9 protein-coding genes, 1 tRNA gene and 2 rRNA genes are annotated in these 12,719 nt (G+C 49.7%); 2 read left to right on the top strand and 10 right to left on the bottom strand.

Features of this window, described 5'->3' with window-relative positions:
- From AC6R0R_RS00590 to trxA, 9 genes are all read right to left on the bottom strand, one after another.
- A 23S ribosomal RNA gene (locus tag AC6R0R_RS00590) occupies positions 1 to 379 on the bottom strand; the annotation flags it as partial.
- Between the two features lie 317 nt (positions 380 to 696).
- Positions 697 to 772, bottom strand: a tRNA-Glu gene (locus AC6R0R_RS00595).
- A gap of 140 nt (positions 773 to 912) precedes the next feature.
- Positions 913 to 2,466 (bottom strand): 16S ribosomal RNA (locus AC6R0R_RS00600).
- A 495-nt stretch (positions 2,467 to 2,961) separates the two neighbouring features.
- Positions 2,962 to 3,675: an NAD(P)H-flavin reductase gene (fre, locus tag AC6R0R_RS00605; RefSeq protein ID WP_334555477.1), complete on the bottom strand. Its 714-nt coding sequence runs from the start codon at positions 3,673 to 3,675 to the stop codon at positions 2,962 to 2,964.
- A 14-nt stretch (positions 3,676 to 3,689) separates the two neighbouring features.
- Positions 3,690 to 3,959: a 2Fe-2S iron-sulfur cluster-binding protein gene (locus AC6R0R_RS00610; RefSeq protein WP_334555476.1), complete on the bottom strand. Its 270-nt coding sequence runs from the start codon at positions 3,957 to 3,959 to the stop codon at positions 3,690 to 3,692.
- Positions 3,956 to 5,809, bottom strand: a complete 1,854-nt coding sequence (gene ubiD, locus AC6R0R_RS00615; protein WP_500625318.1) for a 4-hydroxy-3-polyprenylbenzoate decarboxylase — start codon at positions 5,807 to 5,809, stop codon at positions 3,956 to 3,958. Before ubiD ends, AC6R0R_RS00610 begins: the two co-directional genes overlap by 4 nt.
- Before the next feature lie 78 nt (positions 5,810 to 5,887).
- A complete protein-coding gene (locus tag AC6R0R_RS00620) occupies positions 5,888 to 6,880 on the bottom strand; it encodes a hypothetical protein (RefSeq protein WP_500625319.1) in 993 nt (330 codons plus the stop codon).
- A 105-nt stretch (positions 6,881 to 6,985) separates the two neighbouring features.
- The gene (gene rho / locus AC6R0R_RS00625) at positions 6,986 to 8,245 is read right to left on the bottom strand and encodes a transcription termination factor Rho (protein WP_334555481.1); all 1,260 of its coding nucleotides are present in this window, start codon (positions 8,243 to 8,245) and stop codon (positions 6,986 to 6,988) included.
- Positions 8,246 to 8,444: 199 nt separating this feature from the next.
- Positions 8,445 to 8,771 (bottom strand): thioredoxin TrxA, encoded by a 327-nt coding sequence (gene trxA, locus AC6R0R_RS00630; protein WP_053440774.1) that lies wholly within the window; start codon positions 8,769 to 8,771, stop codon positions 8,445 to 8,447.
- 112 nt (positions 8,772 to 8,883) lie between these two features.
- On the opposite strand from trxA, the gene rhlB reads away from it, so the two are divergent.
- Entirely contained in the window at positions 8,884 to 10,185 is a 1,302-nt protein-coding gene (rhlB, locus tag AC6R0R_RS00635; RefSeq protein WP_334555473.1) for an ATP-dependent RNA helicase RhlB, read from the top strand.
- A 7-nt stretch (positions 10,186 to 10,192) separates the two neighbouring features.
- A complete protein-coding gene (gene gppA, locus AC6R0R_RS00640; RefSeq protein WP_500625320.1) occupies positions 10,193 to 11,698 on the top strand; it encodes a guanosine-5'-triphosphate,3'-diphosphate diphosphatase in 1,506 nt (501 codons plus the stop codon).
- A gap of 131 nt (positions 11,699 to 11,829) precedes the next feature.
- Here gppA and AC6R0R_RS00645 read toward each other — a convergent pair whose 3' ends face one another.
- Positions 11,830 to 12,498, bottom strand: coding sequence for a 7-cyano-7-deazaguanine/7-aminomethyl-7-deazaguanine transporter (locus AC6R0R_RS00645; protein ID WP_500625321.1), 669 nt, complete (start codon positions 12,496 to 12,498; stop codon positions 11,830 to 11,832).
- Positions 12,499 to 12,719 lie beyond the last annotated feature (221 nt).

Below are 12,719 nucleotides of genomic sequence, written 5' to 3' on the forward strand. Positions count from 1 at the left end.
ATCACGTGTCCCGCCCTACTCGATTTCACTGAATGTGCGTTGTCAACTACGGGGCTATCACCCTTTATTGCCGGACTTTCCAGACCGTTCGTCTAACGCATATAAAGCTTAAGGGCTAGTCCAATTTCGCTCGCCGCTACTTTCGGAATCTCGGTTGATTTCTTTTCCTCGGGGTACTTAGATGTTTCAGTTCCCCCGGTTCGCCTCGTTATGCTATGTATTCACATAACGATACCTGCTTATGCAGGTGGGTTTCCCCATTCGGAAATCCCAGACTCAAGTGGTTTTTACTACCTAATCTGGGCTTATCGCAAGTTAATACGTCCTTCATCGCCTCTGACTGCCAAGGCATCCACCGTGTACGCTTAGTCACTTAACCATACAACCCCAAAGGGTCTTACGGTCAAACAACCAAAGTTGCTATCTCATTATTTGAATGAGCGAGATAGCTTTCGATTTTGCCGGACTCAAATATCTTTTTATTTTACTTTTTTATAAAAAGTGAAAACAAAAAGCCAAGAACACTTGAATGTGTTTTTGTGTATTCATAGATATGAATACTTTGAGAACTTTACAAACAACAATAAATTGTTGTTTTGTCAGCTTTCCAAATTGTTAAAGAGCAAATCACTTCAAAGAAGTAACCATTTTTAAAAGCACTATCGTCTTTCTTATTAAAAGAAGTGCACTTAAAGATGGTATCCCGTAGGGGAGTCGAACCCCTGTTACCGCCGTGAAAGGGCGGTGTCCTAGGCCTCTAGACGAACGGGACAGTGGTGAGCTAACCGGGATCTGAACCGAGTACCTCTGTGCCTGCCAGGCAAGGCTCTTCTATCTGGGCTATAGCCACCACTAGTGTCTCGTTTTATAAACCATCAATCTGTGTGGACACTCAAAACGATAATCATCGTATAAGGAGGTGATCCAGCGCCAGGTTCCCCTAGCGCTACCTTGTTACGACTTCACCCCAGTCATGAACCACAAAGTGGTGAGCGTCCTCCCCGAAAGGTTAAACTACCCACTTCTTTTGCAGCCCACTCCCATGGTGTGACGGGCGGTGTGTACAAGGCCCGGGAACGTATTCACCGTGGCATTCTGATCCACGATTACTAGCGATTCCGACTTCATGGAGTCGAGTTGCAGACTCCAATCCGGACTACGACGCACTTTTTGGGATTCGCTTACTCTCGCAAGTTCGCCGCCCTCTGTATGCGCCATTGTAGCACGTGTGTAGCCCTACTCGTAAGGGCCATGATGACTTGACGTCGTCCCCACCTTCCTCCGGTTTATCACCGGCAGTCTCCCTGGAGTTCCCACCCGAAGTGCTGGCAAACAAGGATAAGGGTTGCGCTCGTTGCGGGACTTAACCCAACATTTCACAACACGAGCTGACGACAGCCATGCAGCACCTGTCTTACAGTTCCCGAAGGCACCAAAGCATCTCTGCTAAGTTCTGTAGATGTCAAGAGTAGGTAAGGTTCTTCGCGTTGCATCGAATTAAACCACATGCTCCACCGCTTGTGCGGGCCCCCGTCAATTCATTTGAGTTTTAATCTTGCGACCGTACTCCCCAGGCGGTCTACTTAACGCGTTAGCTCCGAAAGCCACGGCTCAAGGCCACAACCTCCAAGTAGACATCGTTTACGGCGTGGACTACCAGGGTATCTAATCCTGTTTGCTCCCCACGCTTTCGCATCTGAGTGTCAGTATCTGTCCAGGGGGCCGCCTTCGCCACTGGTATTCCTTCAGATCTCTACGCATTTCACCGCTACACCTGAAATTCTACCCCCCTCTACAGTACTCTAGTCTGCCAGTTTCAAATGCAATTCCGAGGTTGAGCCCCGGGCTTTCACATCTGACTTAACAAACCACCTGCATGCGCTTTACGCCCAGTAATTCCGATTAACGCTCGCACCCTCCGTATTACCGCGGCTGCTGGCACGGAGTTAGCCGGTGCTTCTTCTGCAGCTAACGTCAAATGAGTGCGCTATTAACACACCCACCTTCCTCACTGCTGAAAGTACTTTACAACCCGAAGGCCTTCTTCATACACGCGGCATGGCTGCATCAGGCTTGCGCCCATTGTGCAATATTCCCCACTGCTGCCTCCCGTAGGAGTCTGGACCGTGTCTCAGTTCCAGTGTGGCTGATCATCCTCTCAGACCAGCTAGGGATCGTCGCCTTGGTGAGCCCTTACCTCACCAACTAGCTAATCCCACCTGGGCATATCCTGACGCGAGAGGCCCGGAGGTCCCCCTCTTTGGCTCGAAAGCATTATGCGGTATTAGCCATCGTTTCCAATGGTTATCCCCCACATCAGGGCAATTTCCCAGGCATTACTCACCCGTCCGCCGCTCGACGCCGTTATCGTTCCCCGAAGGTTCAGATAACTCGTTTCCGCTCGACTTGCATGTGTTAGGCCTGCCGCCAGCGTTCAATCTGAGCCATGATCAAACTCTTCAATTTAAAGTTTTGTTCGGCTCAATGAATACTGATAAGTTCCTAGTCACTAGAAGCTAGTTCCTAGAAAACTTGAATTGACTGTGCTGAGTCCGAAGACTCAATGGTCACTTCGTATCATTGAAACCTAAATTGTTTCCGAAGAAACTATTTGGATTATCATCAACGAGTGCCCACACAGATTGATAGGTTTATATTGTTAAAGAGCGTTGCTTTGAGCTTTATCTCGAAGCGGAGGTGCATTCTAACGAGTTAATTTGAAGAGTCAAACACTTTTCAAATTTATTTTCTTAAGAAGCTTTTACCTCTTTAACACTGCTGAAGCCTTGTGGCGTCTGCCGTGTCAGTGGATGCGCATTATAGGGAGTTGATTCGATAGCGCAAGCCCTATTTGAAAATAATTTAAAAAAACAGGCTGTTCGCTGAAATTGTGGCCGAAAGGGCAAAAAAGAGAGCATTTCGCTCTCTTTTTAACCACCCTTTGGTAGGAGAATTTATCGATTAGATAAAAGCATACGCATCCGCAAACATACGATCACTCTTCGCATCTCTGTGTTGTGTGAAGCGCTCACGCGCGGCGCCGGCCATTTCAAAGCGCCCTGCAATATAGATATCAAACTCGGCGAGTGAGTCGAAATCATCTTCCACCGCTTGAAGGACGTTACCTACCTTTCCATGCCATTCGCCTTCTGGCGCTTCCACCACCGGAATAAAGTGTACATGGCGATGTTGCTCTGCAATGGCTGCTAACTCTTGTTGAGCATACAGCTGACTTTGATCTCGCGCTCCCCAATAAAGATAGATGTCATTCTCTAAAGATTGGGACAAGCAATGATCGAGAATGGAGCGTACATAACTGAAGCCGGTTCCTCCAGCAATCAATAATAGTGGTCGCTCGCTATTTTGTTGTAGCCAAGCATCGCCGTGTGGTGCATCTATGGTGATGTCGCTTTGGGTTTGCAGCGCGTGTTGCATCATTTCCACCACTTCAAGGGCGTAAGCGTTGTGTTCCGCTGCGCCGATATGAAGTTCAAGTTCGCCTTCATGGCGGCACGGGCTACTGGCAATAGAAAAAGGGCGATTATCTTTCTCACCCATCACGACAGTAAGGTATTGGCCAGCTTTGAACGCAACCGGCTGTTGTGGATGGAGCAAAATTTGAAATGTATTCGCAGCTAACGGCTGAATAGACTTTACTTTACATTGGATTGTCATGGTATTCCTCTAACTCACTCCTCTAGAGTAAGTTCTAAATGACTCGTTGCGAGAGCCTGACAAGCGAATATCCACCCTTCTTGCTGCTCTTTCTCTGTCAGCATAGGTTCTAATTGATACTTCACTGTTCCTTTTATTATCCGGCACAAACAGGCTGCGCATGCACCGACCTGACAACGGTGTGGGAAAGGTAATTGATTGTTGAGCGCCCCTTCCAGCACCGTTTCTCCCTCTTGCACATCAAAGGCGATTGCCCCTGGATGCAAGATGACTTGATACGTCATAGGATACCTAACTCGGGCCAAATAGCATCGATTTTTGCCACTAAGTCCGGATCTTTCTTGATAGGCGTGCCCCACTCACGCGTCACTTCAAGCCCTTCGATTTTATTGGTGGCATCAAGCACTAAGCATGACGATTGATTATCTGTCGCTGCAATACGTAGGCTGTCGCGCGATGGATCCACCCGTGTTGTCACCGCCCAGATAACGTCGTTCCAGTCTTGAGCATCGACGTCATCATCACAAAGAATAATGAACTTAGGTCGCGTGTGCTGCGCTAACCACTGATGGGTGTGGTGTCCGAGTGACGCTGAGTCTCCAGCCTGCTGCTTATTCATCGTCACAATGGCCACGCCATCACCGTGAGCGGTTTCTGGAATGTGTATCGTTCGGACGTTGTCATTCTGAGCAATAAATTGACGGATGGCGTCCTGTGATAGCCTAGCGCTAGCGGGCAACTCGGCTCGACCCACACGTTCTGCATCCCACTTCACTGTCGCATCGAGACCCATCTTGGAACCTAGACCCGCGACTGGCGATGCAAAATCAAGGGAATCGATCGGGGTATCTTCTATGAATAAACTATCACGCAGCGGATCGACATGCTGGCTCATCGCGGCGACGACACTGCCCCAATCGCGGGCATCGACAGATTCATCGCACACGATGACAAACTTGGTATACATGAACTGGCGCAAGAAAGACCACACACCCATCATGACGCGCTTCGCGTGGCCCGGGTACTGTTTCTTCATCGTCACCACCGCCATGCGATACGAACACCCCTCCGGCGGTAGGTAAAAATCTTCAATCTCCGGGAACTGCTTTTGCAAAATCGGCACAAACACTTCATTCAATGCCACCCCAAGAACAGCAGGCTCATCAGGTGGGCGGCCAGTGTAGGTACTGTGATAAATGGGATTTTGACGCATTGTAATGTGCGTCACGGTGAACACATGATGCTGCTCTTTTTCGTTGTAATACCCGGTGTGATCACCGTATGGACCTTCATCGGCAAACTCATTTGGGTCAATGTATCCTTCCAATACGATCTCTGCACTCGCAGGAACATCGAGATCGTTACTCACCGATTTCACCACTTCGGTTTTGCTGCCCCGCAATAGACCGGCAAAAGCATACTCAGACAAGGTATCTGGTACCGGCGTAACGGCGCCAAGTATGGTGGCAGGGTCCGCACCAAAGGCGACAGAGACTGGGAACGGTTTACCTGGATGCGTCTCCATCCAATCTCGTAGGTCAAGTGCGCCACCACGATGGGCGAGCCAGCGCATGATCACCTTGTTTTTGGCAATTTTTTGCTGACGATAAATCCCGAGGTTTTGTCGTTTTTGCTTGGTGCCACGCGTAACCGTCAATCCCCAGGTGAGCAGCGGCGCCACGTCTTCTTGCCAACAACTCATCACGGGGACTTTATCGAGATCGACCTGCTCACCTTGCCAAACGATCTCCTGACACGGTGCGCGGCGCAAGCGTTTCGCTGGCATGTTCAGGACTTGCCGAAAGACAGGTAATTTTTCGAGCGCGTCTTTAAACCCTTTAGGGGGCTCGGGTTCTTTCAGGTAGGCAAGCAGTTTACCCACTTCCCGCAACTCTTTGACTTCCTGACGCCCCATGCCAATCGCGACACGTTCTGGCGTACCAAACAGGTTGGTAAGGACAGGCATGGAGTAACCGATGGGGTTTTCAAACAACAGAGCAGGACCACCCGCACGCAGTGTTCGGTCACTGATCTCTGTCATTTCATAAGCGGGGTCAACCGGGTGAGTAATGCGCTTAAGCTTCCCCTTTTGCTCGAGGAAGTCGATAAAGTCTCTTAAATCCTTAAAACTCATGGGCTTTTGCTGGCTGATTAATATCGCATCAGTATATCAAAAACCTCGCCCGTCCGATCCCCCTTTTTGTGCAGGGTCTTATTGGGTTAACACACTCAAAATGGCATGACTGCGTACGGTTTGGTTGGTCTTGGCTAACTCTTCAAGCCAACTTCGATAACCTTGATTGGCGAGCGCGCTTGCCACCATTGACGCCTCTTCACGAATAGCCATCTTAGCGATAAGAAATTCCTTTACCTCTGGTGACATCGGTTTAATGCGCGTTAACGCCTCAATCGCCGATGCTTTCAACGCAGGGTTAGTGAATGCACGCATGATTTGTTGCAGAGCAAACTCGTCGCCCACATCAGCGAGCCTCGCCAACTCTTGCTGACTATTAAAGTCCGCTTTGGTTAGCCAGATCAGTTTGTAAACACCTGGGTCTTCACTCACTTGCGCCAAGCGCACCATGACTGCCGATGAAGGAAGCCAACTGGTGACCGTTTGCTCTGTCAGCTGCGCCGCCAATGCTAAGACCGCTTGCTGAGACAAGGTATCTAGCTCGCGGATAAACAAGGACTCTCTCATCTGCACCTGATAGTCGCTACCCGATAACCACTGTTTCAGATTCAACTCCTGGCGCTCTGCCGCTAGCACAAATTCCAATGCCGATTGCCCCTGCTTCCACTGTTTCAGCAGACGACTCGCAATTGCAGGATAATTAAACGCGGGGGTTGAAAACTCATAACCATCACCGACCTCCAAGACTTGATAGGTGGGTACGCGACGTTTTTGCTGCTCAACAAACAAAGCCATTTTCGACGTGAGCGCTAACTCTTGATCTTCAAACTTTTTCAATAATAGATAACGCGCCACTTCCTGCTGTGGGAGTGACAAACGATCTAACGCAAATTTGAGTGTGTCGATATTGTCTTCGATGGCGTATTGCAGCAGCTCAGCCACTTTCAGTTCAATGTGCTCATCGGCGAGCAACGCTTGCGCTCTTTCCGGCTCCATGGGTGTTGCCGAGACGGGGTGAGCCACCAGTAGAGATGCCGAGAGGAGAAGTGACGACAACATTCCTTGTTGCATGTTAACCTCCTTGTAACATTTCACTTATTGTGGATAGGAATAGCGGAGAATGCAAATAAAAACGCCACCCGGGTTGGGTGGCGTTCATTCATTCAAACTTGCTCATTACTGTCTGCGCATGGCATCGAAGAATTCATCATTGGTCTTGGTCATGGCCAATTTATCAATGAGGAATTCCATCGCATCGGTTTCACCCATTGGGTGTACGATTTTACGTAGGATCCACATTTTTTGCAGCTCTTCGTTTTTCGTCAGTAGCTCTTCACGACGAGTACCAGAGCGGTTGAAATCGATCGCTGGGAAGACGCGCTTCTCGGCAATCTTACGGTTCAGGTGAATTTCCATATTACCTGTACCTTTAAATTCTTCGTAGATGACTTCATCCATCTTAGAACCGGTATCGACCAGTGCTGTCGCTAGAATCGTTAAGCTGCCACCTTCTTCGACGTTACGTGCCGCACCAAAGAAGCGCTTAGGACGGTGTAGTGCGTTTGCATCGACACCACCCGTTAGAACCTTACCCGATGAAGGCACAACGGTGTTGTAGGCGCGCGCGAGACGCGTAATCGAATCAAGCAGGATCACCACGTCCTTCTTGTGTTCAACCAGACGTTTCGCTTTCTCGATCACCATTTCTGCTACTTGTACGTGACGAGACGCTGGCTCATCAAACGTCGATGCAACCACTTCACCTTTGACTAGGCGTTGCATCTCTGTCACTTCCTCTGGACGTTCGTCGATAAGAAGGACCATCAGCACACACTCAGGGTGGTTGTAGGTGATGCTCTGAGCGATGTTTTGCAGCAACATGGTTTTACCCGCTTTTGGCGGAGCGACAATCAAACCACGTTGACCTTTACCAATCGGTGACGCGAGATCCAAAACACGTGCCGTAATATCTTCCGTCGAACCGTTACCACGCTCCATCACCATACGCTCATTGGCGTGCAGTGGCGTCAAGTTTTCAAAAAGAATCTTGTTACGCGCGTTATCTGGTTTATCATCATTAACCGTATTGACTTTCAACAATGCAAAGTATCGTTCCCCATCTTTTGGCGGACGAATTTTACCTGCAATTGAGTCACCCGTGCGTAAGTTGAAACGACGAATCTGACTCGGTGACACGTAGATGTCGTCCGGACCTGCGAGGTAAGAGCTGTCTGCGCTGCGCAGGAAACCGAAACCGTCTTGCAGTATTTCCAGAACCCCGTCGCCGAAAATATCTTCACCACTTTTAGCATGCGCTTTCAAGATAGCGAAGATGATGTCTTGTTTTCTTAGGCGAGCTAGGTTTTCAAGGCCCAAGCTTTCGCCAAGTTTGACAAGATCAGACACAGGTCTGTTCTTCAGTTCAGTTAGATTCATGGTGGTGGATACTTGTTTAGTCAAAATAAGGATCTGTTATTTAGTTAGATGAATTTGGTCAGAGGATCGACCAAAGAAGAGAACTTGTTTAATTAACGTGCGATAAATTAGCACTAAATACTAGACTAGTCTAGATTTTGTTGGCCTTCAAAAACAAAACCGTGCATCGGTTAAAATGCACGGTCTTAGCTCGGTGGACTTATAGGTTGGCGTCCAAAAACTCTTTCAGTTGAGTCTTAGACAGCGCGCCAACTTTGGTCGCTGCGACGTTACCATCTTTGAACAGAAGTAACGTTGGAATACCACGGATACCAAACTTAGGCGGTGTGCCTGCGTTCTGGTCGATGTTCAGTTTACCGATAGTGAGTTTGCCTTCGTACTCGTCTGCGATTTCGTCCAGAATCGGCGCGATCATTTTACATGGTCCGCACCATTCTGCCCAAAAATCCACAAGAACCGGGCCTGCAGCATTGATTACATCAGCATCAAAACCATCATCAGTTAGCTGCAAAATTTTATCACTCATCTTCCACTCCAATGTGTTTTTTCTGAACTGGTTGGATGATAACCAGTATTTAGATGCCCTATTGGAATGTATTTACTTTCGTATTGCAAGCTTAAGCTGATATTCTATAGCAATGAAAAAGACGCATATCACAGAGCAAAAGTTCGCCGATTTGGGTTTACACCCCCAAGTTACTGAAGGATTGGAGAAAAAAGGGTTCGAGTTTTGTACCCCTATCCAAGCCTTGGCGTTGCCGGTACTGCTCACCGGCCAAGACATCGCAGGACAAGCTCAAACAGGGACAGGTAAAACCCTGGCTTTCTTGACTGCTACTTTTAACCATTTGCTGACCACGCCTGAGCATGACGGCCGCAAACCGACACAGCCGCGTGCCATCATTATGGCGCCGACTCGTGAGCTGGCGATCCAGATCTATAATGATGCGGCGCCATTGGTCGAAAGCACAGGGATCAAAACCGCCCTTGCCTACGGCGGCGAAAGTTACGACAAACAACTTGCGAAACTTGAGCAAGGTGTGGACGTACTGATCGGCACCACAGGTCGTATCATCGACTTCTATAAGCAGCGCGTGTTTAACCTCAACAATATCCAAGCTGTGGTATTGGATGAAGCAGATCGCATGTTCGATCTTGGCTTTATTAAAGACATTCGTTTCCTATTCCGCCGCATGCCAGAGCCAAAAGAGCGTTTGAACATGCTGTTTTCTGCCACGCTGTCATACCGCGTGCAAGAACTCGCTTTTGAACACATGCACAACCCAGAGCATGTCGTGGTCGAGCCGGAACAAAAAACCGGTCACCGTATAAAAGAAGAACTATTCTACCCTTCTAACGAGCACAAAATGGCGCTGCTGCAAACTCTGATTGAAGAAGAGTGGCCAGACCGTGCCATCGTGTTTGCCAACACCAAGCACAAATGTGAATCCGTATGGGGACATCTGGCCGCTGACGGTCATCGTGTCGGCCTACTTACTGGTGATGTTCCGCAGAAGAAGCGCGAGAAGATTCTTGAGCAATTCACCAAAGGTGACGTCGATATTCTGGTTGCTACCGATGTCGCGGCGCGCGGTTTGCACATTCCGCAAGTCACGCACGTCTTTAACTATGATTTGCCTGATGATTGTGAAGATTATGTCCACCGTATCGGTCGTACTGGTCGTGCGGGCGCAAGCGGTCACTCTATTAGCTTCGCTTGTGAAGATTACGCGATCAATTTGCCTGCTATTGAAGAGTACATTGAGCACACGATCCCACAATCGGATTACGACGCAAGCGCTTTGATTCAAGACCTGCCTGCACCGATTCGCATGCGCAGCAACAAACCTCAGCAACGTCGTACAAACACCGGTGGCTCGCGTAACAACAACCGCCGTAACAACAACCGCTCTCGTTCACGTCAGCAAAAGGATTCTTAAGTCGTCTATGAGTCAAGCCGTCTCCTCTCCGCTCTACGCTGCCATCGACCTCGGGTCGAACAGTTTTCACATGCTCGTTGTGCGTCATATCGATGGCAGCGTTCAAACCATGGCTAAAATCAAGCGCAAAGTGCGCCTTGCCGCTGGACTAGACGAAAACAATGCGCTGAGCCTAGACGCCATGCAGCGCGGATGGGACTGCTTGCGCTTGTTTGCAGAGCGATTGCAAGACATTGAGCCAGATAACATCCGCATCGTCGGCACCGCGACCTTAAGAACGGCCACCAACGCCGAGCAATTTCTTGCCAAAGCCAATGAAATCTTAGGTCACACGATCGAGGTCATCAGTGGTGAGGAAGAAGCGGCCACTATTTATAAAGGCGTTGCGCACACCTCCGGTGGTAGCGGACGTCGTTTGGTGGTCGATATTGGTGGCGCCAGCACTGAACTGATTATCGGTGAAGGGTTTGAAGCCAAAGCGCTCACCAGTCTAAAAATGGGCTGCGTGACCTGGCTTGAGAAGCACTTTAAAGATAGACAGTTGACAGCCAGTAACTTTGACAACGCCATTTCGGCGGCCAAGCAGACGCTGCACCCCATCTTGGAGCAATACCGCGCGCTGGGCTGGGATGTGTGTGTCGGCGCGTCAGGCACCGTACAAGCTTTGCAAGAGATCATGTTAGCGCAAGGGATGGATGAGGTGATCACCCACCCGAAACTCAAGCGCTTACAAAAGCAAGCCATGCGCGCTGACCACCTCGAAGAGCTGGATATCGAAGGGCTCACTTTCGAACGTGCGCTGGTGTTTCCGAGCGGCTTGTCGATTCTCATTGCGATTTTCGAGTTGTTAGAGATCGAGGCAATGACACTGGCCGGCGGCGCACTGCGCGAAGGCTTAGTGTACGAAATGGTCGATGAACTTAAGCAAGACGACATACGTGCGCGCACCATTACCAGTGTCCAAACGCGATACCAATTGGATGTCGCCTACGGTGAACAAGTTGCGCAGCAAGCCAATACCTTACTCACTCAATGCGAGCAAGGCTGGATTGCGGAAGACCAAGGCGTGGTGCTACTCGATACCGCCGCTAAGCTGCATGAAATTGGCCTGACGATCGACTTTAAAAAAGGCGGGGAACACGGAGCGTATCTCCTTCAGCATCTCGATTTGCCAGGCTTTACCCGTGCGCAGAAGCATCTGTTGGGTGAGCTCACTCGTCGCTATCGTGAACAACTCTCCTCACTGCCTGAGCAGCACGCGCTCTCTGGCACCAGTGCCAAGCGTGTGTTGCGTCTACTCAGACTGGCCGTGCTGTTAACCCATCGTCGCAATCCACAACTTGCGCCAGATGTGTTGTTAACCACCGACGGTGATAAGCTGACGCTGACCTTGGACCCACTCTGGTTAGAGCAAAACCCTCTCACTAGTGCGGAGCTTGAAATTGAAGCGAACCGCCAGAGTGATATTGGCTGGCCCTTGGTGATCACCACCCGCGCAGCGGCGACCATCTAAATCACGTCGCCGCGCAGCACAGAGTTGAAAGCAGCGCAGAGATCAAAAAACCCGAGACGTTCTCGCCTCGGGTTTTCTTTTATCCGCAGATCGATGTCTCTCATCAGAACCATCGATACCATGCAAAAATGCTAGTTTGCACCCACCACTTTAAAGTCTGGGTTCACGGCAGTCAGCTTCTTAACCAAGTAGTTCAGTAGCACCCCATACATAGGCACGAACAAGCCAAGACTGATAACCAGTTTAAAGCCGTAGTCCACCAGCGCGATTTCCGTCCAATGCTCAGCCATAAACGGATCTGGGCTTTGGTAAAACGCAATCGCAAAAAAGGCGATGGTATCAAGTGCGTTGCCAAACAAGGTCGAGCAGGTCGGCGCCACCCACCACTGCTTCAACTGGCGCAGACGATTGAACACGTGCACATCGAGGATTTGTCCAAGCAAGTAGGCCATGAAGCTGGCGACCGCGATACGCGCAACAAACAGATTGAACTCGCCAAGCTGAGCGACACCTTGAAACTGCCCCTCTAAAAAGAGGACAGACAACGCATACGAAACTGCTAAGGCCGGCAGCATCACCAAGAAGATGATTCTACGTGCCAATGCCGCGCCAAAGACACGGACGGTGAGATCCGTGGCGAGAAAAATAAAAGGAAAGGTGAACGCGCCCCAAGTGGTATGAAAACCCATAACCGTAAAGGGCAGCTGCACGAGATAATTGCTCGATGCAATGATAACCAAATGGAACAGAACTAACAGAAAAAGGGCTTTGCGCTGCTGCGCAGGAGTAAAGTGATTCATGCGATACCTTTTTAGTTTGGTTTGGGGGTGAGGGAACCCAAATTGAACCTCTTCATCATGAAGTGGCTCAGACCAACAATGTCTATACTCAATAATGGCACCCTGCCATTATCACGGCCGGCGATTATACATTAACCAACCCGCGCCGCAAGCGCCCAACCAAAGGCAATCGTTCACGTACCGATTTCGGCGACGCATCAGCCACTTCAGCGCCCATCACT

This window comes from Vibrio sp. R12-SW3-ISO1 (genome assembly GCF_059834005.1).